At 69.2% G+C, this 19,126-nt stretch carries 14 protein-coding genes and 1 pseudogene; 13 read left to right on the plus strand and 2 right to left on the minus strand.

The annotated features are described in order from the left end of the window. Window positions 1-83 precede the first annotated feature (83 nt). Window positions 84-569 (plus strand): annotated as a pseudogene (locus AC5L30_RS07050) (RICIN domain-containing protein); the annotation flags it as partial. 514 nt (window positions 570-1,083) lie between these two features. Beyond that, window positions 1,084-2,385: an RICIN domain-containing protein gene (locus tag AC5L30_RS07055; RefSeq protein ID WP_494866102.1), complete on the plus strand. Its 1,302-nt coding sequence runs from the start codon at window positions 1,084-1,086 to the stop codon at window positions 2,383-2,385. A 73-nt stretch (window positions 2,386-2,458) separates the two neighbouring features. On the opposite strand, the gene AC5L30_RS07060 is transcribed toward AC5L30_RS07055, so the two are convergent. Continuing rightward, window positions 2,459-3,229: a FadR/GntR family transcriptional regulator gene (locus AC5L30_RS07060; RefSeq protein WP_433317442.1), complete on the minus strand. Its 771-nt coding sequence runs from the start codon at window positions 3,227-3,229 to the stop codon at window positions 2,459-2,461. A gap of 147 nt (window positions 3,230-3,376) precedes the next feature. Between AC5L30_RS07060 and AC5L30_RS07065 the strand changes: the two genes are divergently transcribed. The 8 genes from AC5L30_RS07065 to AC5L30_RS07100 all read left to right on the plus strand — a co-directional run bounded on the left by AC5L30_RS07065 (window position 3,377) and on the right by AC5L30_RS07100 (window position 11,436). Beyond that, entirely contained in the window at window positions 3,377-4,639 is a 1,263-nt protein-coding gene (locus tag AC5L30_RS07065) for an ABC transporter substrate-binding protein (RefSeq protein WP_494866103.1), read from the plus strand. Window positions 4,640-4,643: 4 nt separating this feature from the next. Beyond that, window positions 4,644-5,624 (plus strand): carbohydrate ABC transporter permease, encoded by a 981-nt coding sequence (locus AC5L30_RS07070; protein WP_494866104.1) that lies wholly within the window; start codon window positions 4,644-4,646, stop codon window positions 5,622-5,624. Then, complete coding sequence (locus AC5L30_RS07075) at window positions 5,624-6,451, plus strand: carbohydrate ABC transporter permease (protein ID WP_494866105.1); 828 nt, start codon at window positions 5,624-5,626, stop codon at window positions 6,449-6,451. Before AC5L30_RS07070 ends, AC5L30_RS07075 begins: the two co-directional genes overlap by 1 nt. 1 nt (window position 6,452) lies before the next feature. Next, entirely contained in the window at window positions 6,453-7,676 is a 1,224-nt protein-coding gene (locus AC5L30_RS07080; RefSeq protein ID WP_494866106.1) for a mandelate racemase/muconate lactonizing enzyme family protein, read from the plus strand. A 106-nt stretch (window positions 7,677-7,782) separates the two neighbouring features. Then, window positions 7,783-8,808, plus strand: a complete 1,026-nt coding sequence (locus AC5L30_RS07085) for a zinc-dependent alcohol dehydrogenase (RefSeq protein ID WP_494866107.1) — start codon at window positions 7,783-7,785, stop codon at window positions 8,806-8,808. After that, entirely contained in the window at window positions 8,805-9,566 is a 762-nt protein-coding gene (locus AC5L30_RS07090) for an SDR family NAD(P)-dependent oxidoreductase (protein WP_494866108.1), read from the plus strand. The genes AC5L30_RS07085 and AC5L30_RS07090 overlap by 4 nt, the downstream gene beginning before the upstream one ends. Next, window positions 9,563-10,435 (plus strand): amidohydrolase family protein, encoded by an 873-nt coding sequence (locus AC5L30_RS07095; RefSeq protein WP_494866109.1) that lies wholly within the window; start codon window positions 9,563-9,565, stop codon window positions 10,433-10,435. The genes AC5L30_RS07090 and AC5L30_RS07095 overlap by 4 nt, the downstream gene beginning before the upstream one ends. Next, a complete protein-coding gene (locus AC5L30_RS07100) occupies window positions 10,432-11,436 on the plus strand; it encodes an aldo/keto reductase (RefSeq protein ID WP_494866110.1) in 1,005 nt (334 codons plus the stop codon). Before AC5L30_RS07095 ends, AC5L30_RS07100 begins: the two co-directional genes overlap by 4 nt. An 89-nt stretch (window positions 11,437-11,525) precedes the next feature. On the opposite strand, the gene AC5L30_RS07105 is transcribed toward AC5L30_RS07100, so the two are convergent. After that, window positions 11,526-15,068, minus strand: coding sequence for a ThuA domain-containing protein (locus AC5L30_RS07105; protein WP_494866111.1), 3,543 nt, complete (start codon window positions 15,066-15,068; stop codon window positions 11,526-11,528). 521 nt (window positions 15,069-15,589) lie between these two features. On the opposite strand from AC5L30_RS07105, the gene AC5L30_RS07110 reads away from it, so the two are divergent. Genes AC5L30_RS07110 through AC5L30_RS07120 form a run of 3 tightly spaced genes read left to right on the plus strand, consistent with a single transcriptional unit; the run spans window position 15,590 to window position 19,114 of the window. Then, window positions 15,590-17,101, plus strand: coding sequence for a sugar ABC transporter ATP-binding protein (locus AC5L30_RS07110; protein ID WP_494866112.1), 1,512 nt, complete (start codon window positions 15,590-15,592; stop codon window positions 17,099-17,101). Window positions 17,102-17,156: 55 nt separating this feature from the next. Then, window positions 17,157-18,128, plus strand: coding sequence for an ABC transporter permease (locus tag AC5L30_RS07115; protein WP_494866113.1), 972 nt, complete (start codon window positions 17,157-17,159; stop codon window positions 18,126-18,128). Window positions 18,129-18,130: 2 nt separating this feature from the next. Further along, window positions 18,131-19,114, plus strand: coding sequence for an ABC transporter permease (locus AC5L30_RS07120; protein WP_091401048.1), 984 nt, complete (start codon window positions 18,131-18,133; stop codon window positions 19,112-19,114). Window positions 19,115-19,126 lie beyond the last annotated feature (12 nt).

Consider the following 19,126-nt stretch of genomic DNA (forward strand, 5'->3'; position numbering starts at 1 on the left):
GGGACTGCGACTCGTGGCGTGGGTCCGACAACGCCCTGCTGTTCGACTGCAACGGCAACAAGAAGGCCGCGTACACCGCCGTCCTGGACGCCCTGAACGGTGGCTCGACCCCGCCCACCACGCCCCCGCCGGGCTCCGGGGTGGACACCAGCGCCTGGTACGTGTTGCTGAACCGGAACAGCGGCAAGGCGCTGGACGTGTACGCCTCGGCCACCACTGACGGGGCGCGCATCAGCCAGTGGACGCGCAACAACGGCGTCAACCAGCAGTGGCAGTTCGTCGACTCGGGCGGTGGCTACTACCGGGTGAAGTCCCGCAACTCCAGCAAGGTGCTCGACGTCAGCGGCTTCTCCACCGCCGACGGAGGCGCGATCGTGCAGTGGGCCGACCTCAACGGCACGAACCAGCAGTTCCGGCTCGCGAATTCGACTGACGGCTACGTTCGGCTGATCAACCGCAACAGCAACAAGGCCGTCGAGGTGCAGGGCGCGTCCACCGCCGATGGTGGAAACGTCGTGCAGTACGCCGACTGGGGCGGCAACAACCAGCAGTGGCAACTGGTCCGGATCGGCTAGCAGGCGCCACCGTTGACCTGGGCGAGAGAAGGCTGCCGGCCGATCGGGATCCGGCCGGCGCCGCCCGGGCAAGGTGTGACGAATGGCGGCCCGCCCCCGGCTGGGGCGGGCCGCCGCGGACCGCCAGGTTGTCACTCCGGGACGATCGCTCCAATCGATACCAATCGTTTGACGTATGACGTCTTAACCGCTAATTTTCACCCCGCGGGCCACCCGGCCACCGGGGCCAGGACGTCGCACCGCGCGGTTCGGCGCGGACCTGCCACGAAGCCCGGATCGTGGCATCGCCATCGACGTGCGCCGCCGACCGCAGGATGCCCGCACCCAACACCCAGACGTGCTGACGCCACCACCAGGACGCCGGCACGCACGCCAGGGCACGCGCGGGCGTTCCGCTCGTGGGTGACCCCGATCGAAGGAGTGGACCATGAAAGCCCTCGGTGAGGCTCGTCCCGCCTCTCGACAGAGACGTTGGCGGTCAGGGTTGGCCGCGGCGGCGGCTGCGGTCATGGCAGCCAGCACACTCGTCGCGGTCAACGCGGCGCCCGCGGCGGCAGCGACAGTGGACACCAACGCCTGGTACGCCCTGGTGAACCGGAACAGCGGCAAGGCGTTGGACCTGTACGCCTCGGCCACCAACGACGGCGCCCGGATCAGCCAGTGGACGCGCAACAACGGCGCCAACCAGCAGTGGCAGTTCGTCGACTCCGGGGGTGGCTACTACCGGATCAAGTCACGGCACTCGGGCAAGGTGCTCGACGTCAGCGGCTTCTCCACCGCCGACGGCGGCGCGATCGTGCAGTGGGCCGACCTCAACGGGACGAACCAGCAGTTCCGGCTTGCCGACTCGGACGGTGGCTACGTTCGGCTGATCAACCGCAACAGCAACAAGGCCGTCGAGGTGCAGGGCGCGTCCACCGCCGACGGCGGAAACGTCGTGCAGTACGCCGACTGGGGCGGCACCAACCAGCAGTGGCAACTTGTCCCCGTCGACGGTGGCAACCCACCGCCGTCGGGTGGTAGCGGGTGCGGCAAGGCGCCGACGCTGGCCAGCGGCACGCACACGATCCAGAGCAACGGCAAGAGCCGAACCTTCATCCTGCGGGTGCCCGCCAACTACAACAACAGCAACCCCTACCGGCTGATCTTCGCCTTCCACTGGCGGGGCGGCACCATGCAGGAGATCTCCTCCGGCGGCACCAGCGGGACCGCGTGGTCCTACTACGGGCAGCAGGAGCAGTCGAACAACAGCGCGATCCTGGTGGCGCCTCAGGGATTCGGCAACGGCTGGGGCAACTCCGGCGGTGAGGACATCGTCTTCGTCGATGACATGATCAGCCGGATCGAGAGCAGCCTCTGCGTCAACCCGAGGCAGCGGTTCGCGCTCGGCTTCAGCTGGGGTGGCGGCATGAGCTACGCCGTCGCCTGCGCGCGGGCCACCGTCTTCCGGGCCGTCGCGGTCATCTCCGGCGCGCAGATCAGCGGGTGCAGCGGCGGTACGCAGCCGATCGCGTACTTCGGGCTGCACGGCATCTCGGACAACGTCCTGAACATCTCCCAGGGCAGGGCGCTGCGCGACACGTTCGTCCGCAACAACGGTTGCACCGCCCAGAGCCCGCGCGAGCCGGCTGGCGGCAGTCGTACCCACATCACGACCGCCTACTCGGGTTGCCGGGCTGGTTACCCGGTGCAGTGGGCCGCGTACGACAACGGTCACATGCCCGGCCCGGTGGACGGTACCTACGCCGAGAGCGGCATCACGACCTGGACCAAGGGTGAGATCTGGAGGTTCTTCGCCCAGTTCTCGTGACACTGGTCGGCCTCAGCTGACGGCGCCCGCTCCCGTGCCTCGGGGGTGGGCGTCGTTGGTGTGCCCGGGACGGTCAGCGTTCGAGGCGGACCGGGCTCCCCGAGCCGCTGCGGCGGACCAGCCAGGCTTCGGTGATGTGGGTGAACATCGCCTCGGCGGCGCCGTTGGAGTCGTGGGCGGCGATGCGTTCGTAGATGCGTCGGTGACCCTGGTTGGACGCCACGCACAACGCGCGTTCGGTCCGGCCCATGTAGCGGGCGGTGTTGATGACCTGGCTCTCCAGCGCCCGTACGACGCCACGGGCGATGCGGTTCCCGGATGCCTGCATGATCGTGTCATGGAAGGCCCGGTCGTGGTCGTGGTAGGTGACGTGGTCGTCGACGAGTTCGTCCATCCGGTCCACCATGGCCCGCAGTCGGTCGACGGTCTCGGTGTCGGCGAGGCGAGCCGCGACGTTCGCCATGTCGGACTCCAGCACCCGTCGGGTGACGACCAGGTCGTCGAGGATGGCGAGGCTGTCGTCCACCGCGATGGTGGCCGCGAGGACGAGCTCGTCGAGCATGTCCCAGTGTGACGGCGGGGTGACCATGGTGCCGGCGCCCTGGCGGACCTGCACGAGCCCCTTCTCCTGAAGGATCTTGACTGCTTCCCGGACGACGGTCCGGCTCACGCCGAAGGTCTCGCAGAGGATCGGCTCGGGGGGCAGGGAGGTCCCGGACGGGTGTGCGCCGCGGACGATGCGCTCCACCAGTTCGGCGGTGACCGCCCTGGCGAGGTTGGTCGGCCGACGCACCCACGCCGGGGTTGCCGGGCTGTTCAGGGCTGTCTCCTGCGGTGGCGTCATGTCCCCCTCCGAATGGCTCGCCGTGGCACGACGTCCGAGTCAGTGTACGGCCGACTGTTGACGTCACACGTCATACGAGTTACCTTCCGGTCAACATTTGGCTCGCGGGACACCCGCCGGCCACCCCCCATATAGAGGTGACAATCGATGAGACAGCGCGCAATATGGTCGGCCGTCCTCGTTGTGGGCCTGGCCCTGGCCGGTTGTGGAAGTGCTAGCGATTCGGGCAAGTCAACCAGCTCGGACGGCAAGTTGGTGGTGTGGGACTGGAAGTCCGGCGAGCCGTTCGCAAAATCCTATCTGGACAAGGCCAAGGCCGACTTCAAGAAGAAGCACCCCGACGTCGAGGTCGAGTTCGTCGCACAGCCCTTCGACCAGTACTACACCCTGCTCGGTGCGGCGATCCAGTCCGGCAAGGGCCCGGACGTCATGCTGTTCAACGGTGGCGGCCAGATCCGCGACCGGGTGGACGCGCTGGTGCCCCTGGACGACTACGTCGCCGAGGACAAGCAGCGGTTGGCCGGCTGGGAGGCATTCGCCAAGGACGGCAAGACCTACGCCGCCCCGGTGACGCTCCAGGGCTACCCGATCTACTACAACAAGGAAATCTACCGGAAGGCCGGCCTCGACCCGGCGAGCCCGGCCACCACGTGGGACAAGTTCGTCGCCGACTGCGCCGCCATCGCCAAGGCCGGCTCCAAGTGCTTCGCCCTCGGCAACAAGGAGGGCGTCGGCATCCAGTTCTGGCTCTCCAGCATGGGTTCGACCACCCTCACCGCCGCGGAGTACGACGCCTGGATCGCGGGCAAGCGCGACTGGAACTCGGCCAACGTCAAGCGGCTCTTCCAGCTCTGGAAGGAGACCGGCGACAAGAAGATGAACAGCGACGGGGCCAACTCGACCGCCATGTTCAACGACTCCTTCGCGCTCTTCCAGTCCGGTAAGGCCGCCCACGTCATGGGTCTGATGTCGGACGTGGGTCACTGGCAGGACTTCAACGAGTTCCTCACCCCGGAGAAGCTCGGCGTCATGAAGGCCCCGGTCGTCACCGCCGGCACCGCGCCGACCCTCCCGTACGACGGTGGCATCGGCTACGCGGTCGCCAAGTGGACGAAGGATCCGAAGGTGGCCGCCGACCTGGCGCGCTCCCTGAGCTCGGCCGACGCGTTGAAGGCCTTCTACGCCGACGCCGGCGCGATCGCCGCCGACACCACCATCGACGTGTCGCAGGCCGGGCCGGCCGTCGCCACGATCGTCGGCGAGCTGAAGACCGGCAAGCCCGCTCTGCACGTGGCGCTCTCCTCGAAGACGCTGGACCTGATGGGGCGCCTCTCCCAGCAGCTGCTCAGCGGGTCGATCACCGTCGACGAGGTGGTGAAGCAGTTGGCCGCTTCCGACCAGGCGGGCTGACCTCGTGCCGATCGGAAACACGCAACCGTCGGTCCGTCCGGCTTCGGCCGGACGGGCCGGCGGGGCGGCGCTCACCCCCGCCGCGCATCGGAGTGGCGCCCGGCCCCGTCGCACCCGTGGCGGTCTGGGGGCCGAGCGCTACGCCCCCTACATCCTGGTCCTCCCGGCCGTCCTGATCATCGTGCTGCTGCGGCTCTACCCGCTGCTCCTCGGGGTCAACTTCTCCTTCACCGGCGACGGTGAGCAGAACGGGACGGCGGTCGGTTTCGGCAACTATCGCGAGCTCTTCGCCGACCCGCTGTTCCAGACCGCGCTGAGCAACGTCGGGCTGCTGGTGCTCCTGCTTCCGGTGGCGGTGGCGATCCCCGGTCTGCTCGCGACGTTCATTTACCTCCGGGTGCCGGGCCACCGCTTCTACCGCAGCGTCTACTTCTTTCCGGCGGTGCTGTCGCCGGTCATCGTCGGTGCGATCTTCAACCTGCTGCTCGCCTTCGACGGCCCCCTCAACGCCGTGCTCGGGTCGTTCGGTGTCGGTCCGGTGGACTGGCTCGGGGACCCGGACATCGCGATGTTCATGGTGGTGGGCGTACACATCTGGGCCACCTTCGGAATGGCCCTGGTGGTGTTCCTCGCCGGCTTCGCCACGCTGGACGCCGCGCTCCTGGACGCTGCCCGGGTGGACGGGGCGTCGCTGCGCCAGGTCGTCTGGCACGTGATCATCCCGGCCCTCTCGCGCACCATCCAGTTCGTCTTCGTGACCACGATGATCGGGATGCTGACCTCGATGTTCGGGCTGCTCTTCGTGATGACCAGCGGGGGACCGGAGGGCTCGACCTACCTGCCGGAGTACTACATCTGGATCCAGCAGGGCCAGATGAACCGTCCGGCTCTCGCGTCGGCCGCGTCGACGATCCTCTTCGTGATCATGCTCGTCGTGGGGCTTCTCCAGATCAAGCTGCTCGAACGATCCGGAAAGGAGGATTGATGTCTCGCATTCGACTGGGACGGTGGCTTATCGCCATCCCCTTGTCGCTGCTCGCCCTGGCGACGATCTACCCCCTGCTGTTCACCGCGAATGTCGCGATGAAGACCCGGCGTGACTACATCCTCGACCGGTTCGGCCTGACCGACGCCCTGCGCTGGGAGAACGTCAGCACGGCGTGGAACAGCGTCGGCATGGGCCGTTACTTCGTCAACTCGCTGTTCGTGGTGACGGTGTCGGTGCTCCTGCTGCTGCTGTTCGGGTCGATGGCCGGCTTCGCCCTGAGCCAACTGCGGTTCCGCGGCTCGTCGGCGTTGTTCCTGGGTTGCCTCGCGGGGCTCTTCATCCCGTTCCAGGTGATCATGGTGCCGCTGGCTCGGATCATGGCCGACACCGCGCTCATCGACACGTACCCCGGTTTGATCCTGGTCTACGTGGCCCAGTTCCTGCCCTTCACGGTCTTCCTCATGACGAGTTACTACAAGGGCATCCCGCCGGAGATCGTCGATGCCGCGCGGATCGACGGCAGCACCGTGTACGGCGTGTACCGCCGGATCATGCTGCCCCTGGGCACCCCGGCGCTGCTGTCGGTCGGCATCCTCAACGCCCTGTTCTGCTGGAACGACGTCCTCATGGCGCTGGTGATGATGCCCTCAGCCGAGCACCGGACGCTCATGATCGGTGTGACCTCGTTGCGCGGGCAGTACTCCGACAACATCCCCACCTTCGCCTCAGGGGTGCTGATCGCCGCGATACCCGTCCTGTTGGTCTACCTGTTCCTCCAGCGCCAAATTGCCGACGGCGTGGCCGCCGGTTCCACGAAGGGTTGACATGCGGATCACGGGATATCGGACGCTCTCCACGGTCCAGGAATGGGGCCGACCAGTCGGCGACGCCAACGGTGTGTTCGCCGACGGGGTGGTTCCGGTCTCGATCGTCATCGTCGACACCGACGAGGGCATCTCGGGAGTCGGCCTCGGGCCGCACGTCGAGATCGAGCGGATCTTCCCCGCCATCGAGGGCGAAGACCCCCGGGCCGTGACGTCCCTGTACGACCGCATGTTGCGGCACACCTTCAAGGCCGGCCACGCCGGACCGGTGTTCGGCACCATCGGTGCGCTGGACACCGCACTCTGGGACATCAAGGCGCAGGCCGCCGGCGAACCGCTGTGGCGGCTGTTGGGCGGACGGGACCGGCGGGTCACCGCCTACGCGTCCGGCCTCGACATCGGGCTCACCGACGACGAACTCGTCGCGGAGTACGAGGTCTACGCGAGCCACGGCCTACGGGCGGCCAAGCTCAAGGGCGGCCTCGACATCGAGAGCGATCGGCACCGCCTGAGCCTGGTCAAGGAGGTCCTGACCGAGGCCGGGCACGGCCGGCGGCCGGGCCTGATGCTCGACGTCAACGAGGCGTGGACCCGCAAGCAGGCCGTCCGGCATGTCTGCGAGATCGAACGCACCCTGGACCTCATCTGGATCGAGGAGCCGGTCCGGCGCTGGGACGCCGAGGGTCTCGCCGCGGTCAGCCGGGGCGTGTCCGCGTCGGTCGCCACCGGTGAGAACCTCACCGGGCTCGAACAGTACCGTCCGCTCATCGCCGCCGGCGCGGTCGACATCGTCCAGATGGCGGCCGTCTGGGGGGTCACCCACTTCCTGCGGGCGTCCGCCCTGGCCCACGCCCACGACCTGCCGGTCAGCCCGATCGGCAACAGCCCGGTCGGGCTGCTGCACGCCGCGACCTCGGTGCCGAACCACCTGACCAGCGAGTTGCAGGATCTGCACCCGCCGGTCGGTGTCTCCATCGACCTGCACGTCGAGGATGGCGCGTTCATCCTCGGCGACGCACCCGGGCTCGGGGTCCGGGTGGACGAGGAGCGGATCCGGGCGGCCAACCGACGTCCGCAGGCACAGACGGCCGACAGCCCCAACGTCCGGCCGGAGCGGGCCGGACGACGGCTGCTGGCCGGTGTCGACGGGGTGATCCCCACCCGCCAGGTGCCGGTCGTGCCGCTGAACTCCCGCAACGAGGTGTCGCCGACCGTACGGCACTGAGCTGACCATCAGAACAGGGAAGGCGTGGGTGCATCGCGACGGCGATGCACCCACGACCATGCCCGGTCGGCACGACCGACGTACCGACCGTCGAGACGGAGGAACGATGAAGGCAGTCGTCTACCGGGGAGCACGACACCTCGGAATCGAGAACCGCGACCCGGAGCCACCGGGCCGAGGCCAGGTACGGATCGAGGTGGCGTACACCGGGATCTGCGGTACGGATCTGCACATCTACCACGGGGACATGGACGCCCGTGTCGGTGACTCCGCGATCATCGGACACGAGATGTCCGGGCGGATCGCGGCCGTCGGTGAGGGCGTGACCGGTTGGAACGTCGGTCAGCCCGTCACCGTGATGCCGACCCGACCCTGCGGACGCTGCGCCGCCTGCCAGCGAGGCAACTCCCACGTCTGCCACGCGATGAACTTCCTCGGCATCGACTCACCGGGCGCCATGCAGTCCTCCTGGACCGTACCCGTGGAGCTGGTGCTGCCGCTGCCGGAGGAGTTGCCCCTCGACCACGCGGCGCTCGTCGAGCCGGTGGCGGTCGCCGTGCACGACGTACGCCGGGGGAACGTGACCGCCGACGACCAGGTGGTCGTGGTCGGCGGCGGGCCCGTCGGCGTCCTCATCGCCACCGTCGCCCGGGGCCGTGGCGCGCGGGTGCTCCTCGTTGAGCCGGACCCGTTCCGACGCGAGGTGGCGGAGGGGATCGGGATCGAGGCCGTCGACCCGCGAGCGACAGATGTCGTGGCGCTGGTCAACGACCGTACCGACGGCGCGGGCGCCGACATCGCCTTCGAGGTGTCCGGCTCCCCGGCCGGCGTCACCACGGCGGTCGACGTCCTCACCACCCGCGGGCGGCTGGTCATGGTGGCGATCCACCCCCAGCCCCGGGAGGTCAACCTGCACCGGTTCTTCTGGCGCGAACTGGAACTCCTCGGCGCCCGGCTGTATCAGCGCGACGACATGGTGGAGGCGATCCGGTTGGTCGCCTCGGGCGCGATCCCGGCACGGCAGCTCATCTCCCGGGTCGAGCCGGTCGAGGCGGCCAGCGCGGCCTTCGAGGCGCTGGAGGGTGGCGGCGTCATGAAGGTGCTGCTCGACGTGCGGGAGGGTAACCAGTGACGGCCCTGTTCGACCTGTCCGGACGCACCGCCGTCGTGACCGGGGCTCGACGCGGTATCGGCCTGGCCATGGCCGAGGCCCTGGCCCTGGCCGGTGCCGACATCGTGGGCGTCTCCGCCCAGCTCGAAGCGGAGGGCAGCGAGGTCGAACGTCGGGTGCGAGCCACCGGCCGCCGGTTCACCGCGCTGCGGGCTGACCTCGGCGACCGGGCGGCCGTGCACGGGTTGGCCCGCGACATCATCGCTCTCGGGCCGGTCGACATCCTGGTGAACAACGGCGGCACGATCGCCCGGACGCCGGCCGCGGAGCACCCGGACGAGATGTGGGACCACGTCATCGAGGTGAATCTCAGCAGCCAGTTCATCCTCAGCCGGGAGATCGGCCGGACGATGGTCGAGCGCGGCCGAGGGAAGATCATCTTCACCGCGTCGCTGCTGAGTTTCCAGGGCGGCATCACCGTCCCCGGCTACGCCGCGTCGAAGTCGGGCGTGGCCGGCCTCACCAAGGCACTGGCGAACGAGTGGGCGGCCCACGGTGTGAACGTCAACGCCATCGCGCCCGGCTACATCGCCACCGACAACACGCAGGCGCTGCGCGACGACCCCGACCGCAACCAGGCGATCCTCGGCCGAATCCCGGCCGGGCGGTGGGGCCGGGCCGACGATCTCGGCGGTGCCACCGTCTTCCTGGCGTCGACCGCGTCGGACTACGTCAACGGCGTCGTGCTGCCCGTCGACGGCGGCTGGCTGGGCCGATGACGGGCGCACAGGTGCCCGGGCGCGCCGGAATCGTGGACGCACACCACCACCTCTGGGTCCGCGCACGGCACCCGCAGCCGTGGATCGACCCGGTGACCATGGCGGCCATCGACGCCGACTTCGAACCCGCCGATCTCGTGCCGCCGGCCCGGGCGGCCGGGGTCACCGCGACAGTGGTGGTGCAGTCCATCGCCTCCGACACCGAGACGGTGGACCTGCTGGGCGTCGCGGCCGAGGACACCCTGGTCGGTGGGGTCGTCGGCTGGGTGGACCTGACCGCCGACGACGTCCCGGACCGCCTCGACCGGCTGCGGGCCGTCCGAGGTGGGGAACGCCTCGTTGGCATCCGCCACCTGGTGCAGTCCGAGACCGACCCGGCATACCTGGACCGCCCGGACGTCCGTCGGGGGATCGCGGCGGTGGGTGCCGCCGGCCTCGTCTTCGACCTGCTGGTACGCCAACACCAACTCCCCATGGCCGCGCGTCTCACCCGCGACCTGCCCGAGGTGAGCTTCGTCCTCGACCACCTGGGCAAGCCCGCGCTCGGTCGTCCGGAAATGGCGGAGTGGAGCCGGGACCTGCGGGCGTTGGCGGCCTCGCCCAACACCACGGCGAAGCTGTCCGGGCTGGTGACGGAGGTGCCGCGCCCGAACTGGACGGCGGAGGACCTTCGACCCGCCGTCGAGGACGCCCTCGACGCGTTCGGGCCGGACCGACTCATGTTCGGCTCGGACTGGCCGGTCTGCCTGCTCGCCAGTTCGTACCAGCGGTGGGTCGACACCCTGGCGGTGCTGCTGGACGGCCAGGAGGGGACCGAGTCGGTCTGGGGCGAGACCGCACGCCGCGTCTACGGACTGGTGGCGTCATGATGGCGCGCGCACTGCCGCGCCGCCCGGAGGTACGTCTCACCGAACTGGGCTTCGGCGCGGCCCAGGGCGGCAACCTGTACCGGACGACGACGGACGAGGAGTTCGCCTCGGCGGTCGACGCCGCGTGGGAGGCGGGCGTCCGGTACTTCGACACCGCGCCGCACTACGGTCTCGGGCTCTCCGAACACCGCCTCGGCGCGGCGCTACGCCAACGGCGGCGCGACGAGTACGTGGTGTCGACGAAGGTCGGGCGACTCCTGGTGCCGTCGCCGCAGGACGCGCACCTGCGGGACTCCGACGGGTTCGATGTGCCCGCGACCCACCGGCGGGTGTGGGACTTCAGCCGCGACGGCGTGCTCCGCTCCATCGAGGCCAGCCTGGACCGGACCGGGCTGGACCGGGTCGACATCGTCTACCTGCACGACCCGGACGACCACTGGGAGCAGGCCGCGCACGAGGCCGTACCCGCCCTGATCGACCTGCGGGACCAGGGCGTCGTGGGTGCCATCGGTGCCGGCATGAACCAGTCGGCGATGCTGGCTCGCTTCGTCCGGGAGACCGACGTCGACGTCATGATGTGCGCCGGGCGGTACACCCTGCTCGAACAGGGCGCGGCCGCTGACCTGCTGCCGGCCGCCGAGAACCGGGGGGTGGGCGTGGTCATCGCGGGCGTCTACAACTCGGGGCTGCTGTCGCGGGACCGGCCGCCGGCCGACGCCGTCTACAACTACCAGCAGGCGCCCGCGGAGCTGATCGAGCGGGCACGGCGGATCGCCACGGTCTGCGAGACGTACGGGGTGACCCTGCCGCAGGCGGCCCTCGCCTTCGTCCGCCGGCACCCGGCCGTGGTGTCGACGGTGGTCGGCGTCCGCAACGAGGCGCAGGCGGTCGAGACGGTGCGACGGTCCGGGGTCGTCGTACCGGAGGAGTTGTGGGACGACCTGGCGGCGGCCGGGCTGCTCGCCGCGCCGCCCGGTCGGCTTCCCCTCGGTCCCGCCTGATCGACGACGACGTTCCGGCCGGGACCGGCTCCGTTCCTCGGAGACCGGTCCCGACCGGGACGTCAGCTGTTACCGCGACAGCCGCGGGGTCACACTGCGGTGAACCGCCACTGCTGGTTGGCGGCGCTGTGGCAGGTCCACTGCAACAGCCGGGCGCCGTCGGTGGTGGCAGCACCGTTGACGTCCACGCAGAGACCGCTCAGCACGTTGCGCACCGTGTACACGCCGGAGGTGCCCGTCGCGGTGGCGGTGAACTTCTGCTGGTTGCCGTTGTTGCAGGTGGCCTGCTGGAGGAAGGCACCCGCCGCGGTCGAACTGCCGACGACCTCGACGCACTTGCCGCTGTGCACCGCCTTGAGGTAGAGCGCGCCGTTACCGGCGTCGACGGCCTGCCACCTCTGGTTGTTGGCACCGGTGGACGCCCACTGGGTGATCTGGGCGCCGTCGGCGGTGGAGACACCGCTGACGTCCATCAGCTTGTTGCTGTGCTGCGCCGTGACCGTGTAGGTCTTGCCCGCCAGGCCACCGCCGGTGCCGGGCGTCCCGACGCCGTTCCCGCCGAAGGTGTGCGAGTCCAGATCGAACGAACCGCTGCTGCCCTTGAACACCATGTAGAGCGTCTGTGTCCCGCTGAGCGCGGCGACGCTCACCGGAGTCGTGGACTGGTAGTTGTCCCAGCCGCCCGTACTGGGCACCGTGGTGGTGGCCAGCAGGGTGCCGGTCGGCGAGCCGGCGCGCAGCTCGATCGAACCGCCGCCGGAGGGCGACGACACCCGGTAACTGACCGTCGAGATGCCCGACAGGTTCATCGGGCTGAACGCGATCCAGTCGTTGGCGGAGATGTCACCGATACGCTTGGTGCTCTCCGCTGCGGCCTGGTCGATGACCCGGATGCCGGACTGGCTGCTGAAGTACTCGGACTGCTTGTGCTTCGGCTGGAGGATCGCCTGGGCGGTCCCGGTGAGCGGCGCCGCGCCACCCGCACCACCGCTGTCGGTGTACCGTGCGTTCAGCACGTAGAACAGGTTGGCGCCATCGGGGTGCCCACCGAGCAGGTCGGTGGAGATGGTGCCCGAGCAGCCCGGGTACTCGGTGGTCTCGTGGGCGTGGTCGTCGTGACCCAGCGCCGGGTTGAGGATGACCTTCGAACAGTCGACGGTGCCGCCGTCCGGATCGGTCACGGTGATCTGGTACGACACCTTGTCACCGAAGGTCAGCATGCCTCCGTTGCCCGGTGTGGTGATGGTGAGTACCGGGGCGGTGTTGCCGACGGTGATCGGGACGTTGGCGAAGCCGGCCTTACCGGTGCTGTCGGTGACCTTCAACTGGGCCGTGTAGTTGCCGTTGGAGGTGTACGTCTTCGACGGGTTGGCCGCCGTCGAGGTGGTGCCGTCGCCGAACGTCCACAGGTAGCTCAGCGTGTTGCCGTCCGGGTCGGACGTGCCCGCGCTGCTGAACTGGACGGTCAGCGGCGAGGAGCCGCTGGTGGGTGTGCCGGTGGCCTTGACGATCGGTGACCGGCCGCCCTGGATGTAGTCGATCCGGTAGAGCCCGGAGTCGCTGTTGCCGCCGCCGAAGTTGGTGCCCCACTCCAGCAGGTAGAGCGAGCCGTCCTTGCCGAACTCCATGTCCATCGGCTTGTTGAACCCACCGCCGGGCAGGAACGGGTTGGTGCGGGTCACCGCCGAGGAGGAGTCGAAGTGCACCTCCTTGATGTAGTTGCGCGACCACTCGTAGAAGAAGTGCACGCCGTCGTAGTAGGACGGGAACTTCGTCTGGGACGGGTTCGACGCGTCGTAGCGGTAGACCGGGCCGCCCATCGGCGCGGAGCCGCCGGAGCCGAGCTCCGGGAAGGTCGTCGAGGTGGGGTAGCCATACCAGATGTTCGGCATGACGACCGGCTTCAGGCTGGTCAGGCCCGTGTTGTTCGGCGAGTTGTTGACAGGTGCCGAGCAGTTGAACTTCGCGCCGACGACGCCGGTGTCCGGGTTGTACGGCGCGTAGGGCTGGTTGTTGCCGTGGCAGAACGGCCAGCCGTAGTTGCCGGGCGTCTTGATCACGTTGAGCTCGACCAGGCCCTCGGGACCACGGTTGGTGGTCGGCGGGTTGCGGTCCGGTCCGTAGTCCGCCAGGTAGACCCAGCCGTTAGCGGGGTCGATCGAGAAGCGGAACGGGTTGCGGAAGCCCATGGCGTAGATTTCCGGCTTGGTCTGCGCCGTGCCCTGGGGGTAGAGGTTGCCGCTCGGGATGGTGTAGCTGCCGCTGGCGCCGGGACGGATGCGCAGCAGCTTGCCGCGCAGATCGTTGGTGTTGCCCGCGGTCCGGGCGGCGTCCAGGTTGGACTTGCCCGAGCGCCAGTCCAGCGGGGCGTAGCCCTGCCAGTTGGGGTCGAGGTTCGGGGGCGTGTCGTCGCCGGTGCCGATGTAGAGGTTGCCGTCCGGACCAAACTTGATGTACCCGCCGGTGTGGCCGGGCTCCGGGAACGTCCGGTCCCGGTACGCCGGAATGTCGATGATCGTCACGCCGCTGGACGTGTTCAGCGTGTCACCGTTCATCGTGAAGCGGGAGACCCGGTTGATGTCGGTCGAGCTGCTCGCCGGCGAGTGGTACAGGTACACGTACCCGTTTGTGGCGAAGTTGGGGTCCAGCGCCATGCCGGTGAGGCCGTCCTCGCCGCCGGTGTAGACGCTCAGCGTCCCGGCGGTCACCGTGCTGTTGGTGGAGGGCTTGAAGATCTTCAGCTGCCCGCCGCGCTGGGCGTAGAACACGCGCCCGTCCGGGGCCACCGCCATCGCCATCGGGTCGACGGTGTTGTCGTCCAGGGTGCGCTTCTCGAAGTTGCTCCAGACGGTGCCGCCGCAGTCGCCGGGAAGGTTGCCGGCGGCCCACTGGATTCCGCCGAGGACGTGGTTGCGGAAGTTCGTCTCGCTGTAGGAGGCGATCGCGTGGCCCATCGCGGTGGCCCACACCCGTCCGCCGCCGGTGTTGCGACACCAGGAGATCGGGTGGTCCGGGCCCATCGCCCGGGCGCCCGGGTTGTACGTGCGCTCGTCGGCGGTCACCAGCACGTGCACCTTGCCACGCGGGTTGGAGTCGAAGTTGTACCACTCCTCGCTGCGGTTCCACCGATCCGGCAGACCGGCCGTCGACGGGTGCTGCTTGTCGGCGACGATGGCGGTGCCGGGCAGCACGCCGGGGGAGTGCTCCGGCATGTGGGCGCCGCCGTTGATGGTGTTGTCCCACCACGGGTATTCGGTGTCGATGCCCATGTCGGTGGCGTTGTGGACGGCCACGATGCCCTTGCCGCTGGCGAGGTAGCCCTCCACCGCCTGGCGCTGGGCGGTCGAGGTCCAGACCATGCCGGAGGTCTGGAGCATCACGATGACGTCGAAGGTCGCCAGGTTGGCAGCGGTGAAGACGCTCGAGTCCTCGGTCGCCACCACCTCGAAGTTGTTCGCTGTGGCCTGCTGCTGGACCATAGCGATCGCGGCGGGGATCGAGTCGTGCCGATAGCCGGTGGTCTTGGTGAACACCAGGGCGCGGAAGGCCGGGGCGGCCGACGCCGGTGGGGCGAGTCCGAGCGCCAGTAACAGGCCGGCGATCACCGAGATGAGCAATGTGTTACGACGCATGCCGTCTCCTAGGTTGGGCGGGCGTAGGGGATTGCGACCACGGGTCCTACGACGCGTCAGGTTGACCTGGACACGCGAGGGACACGCGCTCGCTGGCCTGTCCTCATGCCGTTCGCCGCAACGGCAGTCAGACCTGCGGGACGTCACACAGCGTGATGGTGACCGTGGTTCTCGTCCCGTGGTCCACGAGGTCAGGATGAGCTAGAGATCTAAGACTGTCAATGCACGAAGTAACGTCCGACGTCCTGCCCGGTGGACGGCGGTCGCGCTCGGCTCCCTTGCTGCGGCGCCGCCTGTCGATCGCGGCCCGGCCTGGCAGTCGGGCTTGATCGAGGATTGCGGAGCCGCATCCAAACATCTATCTTCATACGTGTGATGTTTCCTCGATGTCAAGGAAATGTTTGCACCGCAAGAACGTAAGTCTTCGCTGTTGGCACGAAAGCTTGTTGTCCAGCGCCTCGAAGCCGCCGTAGTGTGGCATTTAATCTTGTCGATAACTACTGTCTGTGAGGGCTTTCGGGATGTCAGATCCACCGCCGACGCCGCTTCTCACCCTTCGGGGCATCGGCAAGTCCTTCCTCGGAGTCCGCGTTCTCGACGGTGTCGACCTCGACGTCGCGCCGGGCGAGGTGCACGCCGTGGTCGGTGAGAACGGTGCCGGGAAGTCGACCCTCATGAAGATCGTCTCGGGCGGGTACGCCCCGGACGGGGGCACTGTCGAGTTCGCTGGTGCGCCGCGGACCTTCCGTGGTCCGCGCGACGCGCAGCGGGCTGGCATCGGCATCATCCACCAGGAGTTCAACCTGCTCCCGGAGCGCACCGTCGCGGAGAACGTCTACCTGGGGCACGAGCCGGTCCGTCGCGGGCTCGTCGATCGTCGGGGGATGCTCGACCGCACCACCCGGCTGCTCGCCTCGATCGGGGAGACCACGTTGCCGGCCGACGCCCGGGTGGGGCAGTTGGGCGTCGCGCAGCAGCAGGTCGTCGAGATCGCCAAGGCGCTCGCCCTGGACGCCCGGCTGCTCATCATGGACGAGCCGACCGCCGCGCTGGCCGACCACGAGGTCGAGCTGCTCTACGGGCTGGTGCGCCGACTCCAGGAGCGGGGCATCGGGCTGCTGTACGTCTCGCACCGGCTCGCCGAGGTCTTCGACCTGTCCAGCCGGATCACCGTTCTCAAGGACGGCCGTCGGGTCACCACCGTGGACACCGCGGACACCACCGCCGACGAGTTGGTGCGGCACATGGTCGGCCGGGAACTGTCCAGCTACTACCCGGACCGCGCCGCCCCGGAGGACCGGGGTCCGGTGCGACTCAACCTCCGCGACGCGGGTAACCGGAAGCTGCGGGACGTCAACCTCCAGTTGCGCGCCGGCGAGGTGCTCGGCATCGGCGGCCTACAGGGCTCCGGGCGCTCGGCGTTGGCTCGTGCCATCTTCGGGGTGTCGCCGTTCACGACCGGCGACGTCACGCTCGACGACCGGCCGGTCCGACTGCGCTCACCCCGTACCGCGATGCGGGCCGGCATCGCCTACGTCACCGAGGACCGCAAGGGCGAGGGGATCGTCCCCCGGCAGTCGGTGCTCGACAACGCGTTGCTGGCCAGCCGGGCGGTGTTCGCGGCTCGGTCCGGCCGGGCGGCGAGGACCGTACGGGTGCGCGAGTTGCTGGCCGCCGTGGAGGTCCGCGGCGCCGGCGACGACCAGGAGATCCGCTTTCTGTCCGGGGGCAACCAGCAGAAGGTCGTGCTGGCCCGATGGCTCGCGCTGAACCCGCGGATCCTGCTCTTCGACGAGCCGACCCGGGGCATCGACGTGGGCGCGAAGTCCGCCATCCACGACCTCGTCCGCCGCCTCGCCCGAGATGGCGCGGCCGTGTTGATGATCTCGTCCGATCTACCGGAGCTGCTGGGGATGAGTGACCGGATCGTCGTCATGCGGGACGGCCACGTCGCGGGCGAGTTGCCCGCCGGCGCGACCGAGGAGGAGGTCGTCGCGCTGGCGGTCGGCGCCGTCCGGGAGACGGTCCAGTGAGCGCGAGGAGTGAGCCGGGTTTGCGAGCCCCGCAGTCGCGAACCGAGGTGGTCCAGTGAGCGCTCTGTCGCTGCTGCCGGCCCGGCGTCCCGTACCGGGCGTGTTCGTGGCCCTGACCCTGACCCTCACGATCGGTTGGCTGGTCGTCCTGCTCGACGGCGGTCAGCTCTTCAACCAGTCCACGACGGTGAGTCTGCTGCATGTGGCTGCCGGCCTCGGGCTGGTCGCGGTCGGCCAGACCCTGGTCATCCTGGGCGGTTCGCTCGACCTCTCGGTGGCGTACGTGATCAGCCTCAGCACGCTGGTCGCGGCCGAGACGATGAACGGCAGCGACGGTGCGGTGCTGCCGGCGATCAGTTTGGTGCTCGTCGTCAGCGCCGGCGTCGGGCTGCTCAACGGTCTGCTCGTCACCAGGTTCCGGGTGAACGCGTTCATCGCGACCCTCGGCGTCGGGCTGCTGCTCAAGGGCTACCTCGACAACGGCTACGACGGCCCGGCCGGCACCACAGCACCCTCGCTGGTGCAGGCGCTCGGCTACCAGCGCGTCGGGCCGGTGCCGGTGTCGTTCCTGCTGCTGATAGCGGTCACCGCGGCGGCCTGGTTCGCGCTCTCGCGGACCCGCTTCGGCCACCATCTGGTCGCCGTCGGCGGGGATCCGGAGGTGGCCCGGCTGTCCGGTGTCCGCAACGACCGGGTCCTCGTCACCGCCCACGTCCTGTGCTCGATGTGCGCGGGGCTCGCCGGCATCTACCTCGCCAGTCGGCTCGGCTCGGGCGCCCCGCGCGTCGGTACCGAGGGCCTCTACGACCTGGAGTCGATCGCCGCGGTGGTGATCGGCGGTACCGCCCTCGCCGGTGGGCGCGGCGGCGTCATCGGCACGGTCGGCGGAGTGCTGCTGCTGGCCAGCATCGACGCCATCTTCAACCAACTCGAGGTCGACGCCTTCTTCAAGCAGGTGATCCGGGGCGTCATCATCATCGCCGCGGTCGCTGTCTACGCCCGCCGGGCCATGCGAAAGGCGGCCTAGCCATGCAGACCGTCCAGCCCCGTTCCCTGCCGCTGCGTCTGCCGCGGGTGCGTCCCGGTGGTGTCCTGCCGATCCTCGCGATCCTCGCGGTGCTGTTGGTACTCGTCGGCATTCGGCAGCCCGACTTCCTGGCCCCGCAGTCGCTGATGTCCTTCCTCGGTCGTTCGGCGCCGATCATCCTGCTCGCCGCCGGCCAGTACTTCGTGATCGTGTCCGGCGAGTTCGACCTCTCGGTCGGTTCCCTGGTCACCGCTCAGGTGGTGGTCGCCGCCCGGCTGATCGACAGCGACCCGGCGCGTACCTGGCCGGTGGTGCTGCTCCTGCTCGCCTTCGGCGCGCTGGTCGGGCTGGTCAACGGCCTGATCACGACACGGCTGCGGGTGCCGTCGTTCATCACCACCCTCGGCATGTTCCTGATCCTCGTCGGCGCGGTCTACCTGTGGTCCGACGGCGCCCCGAAGGGTGGGCTCTCCGAGGAGTTCCGGCGGTTCGGCCGGAGGGCGTTCGAGGACGTGCCGGTGCTGGGCCGCGTGCCGTACGCGCTGCTGGTCCTGGTGGTCCTGGCGGTCGCGGCCGTGCTGCTGATGCGCTCCGACTTCGGCCGGACGCTGGTCGCCGTCGGCGACAACCCGCGCACCGCCGAGCTGAGCGGCGTCCGCGTGTGGCGTACCCGGACCTTCGCCTTCATCCTCAGCGGCCTCGCGGCGGCGGTGGCGGCGATCCTCCTGGGCGGTTACAGCGGCGTGTCGTTCCAGGCCGGCGCGGGCCTGGAGTTCGGCGCGATCACCGCTGTCGTCCTCGGTGGGGTGGCGCTCGGCGGGGGTCGCGGCGCGGTCGTCGGGGCGATGCTCGGCGCGCTGACCCTCGAACTGCTGTTCGCCCTCATGAATTTCTACGGCGTCTCCGGCGCCCTCAGGTCGACCGTCCAGGGCGGCATCATCCTGCTCGCCGTGGCGGTCTCGGCAACGCGTTCTTCTTCGAGATAAAGGGGAAACCAT

The sequence above is a fragment of the Micromonospora sp. BQ32 genome, assembly GCF_059358895.1.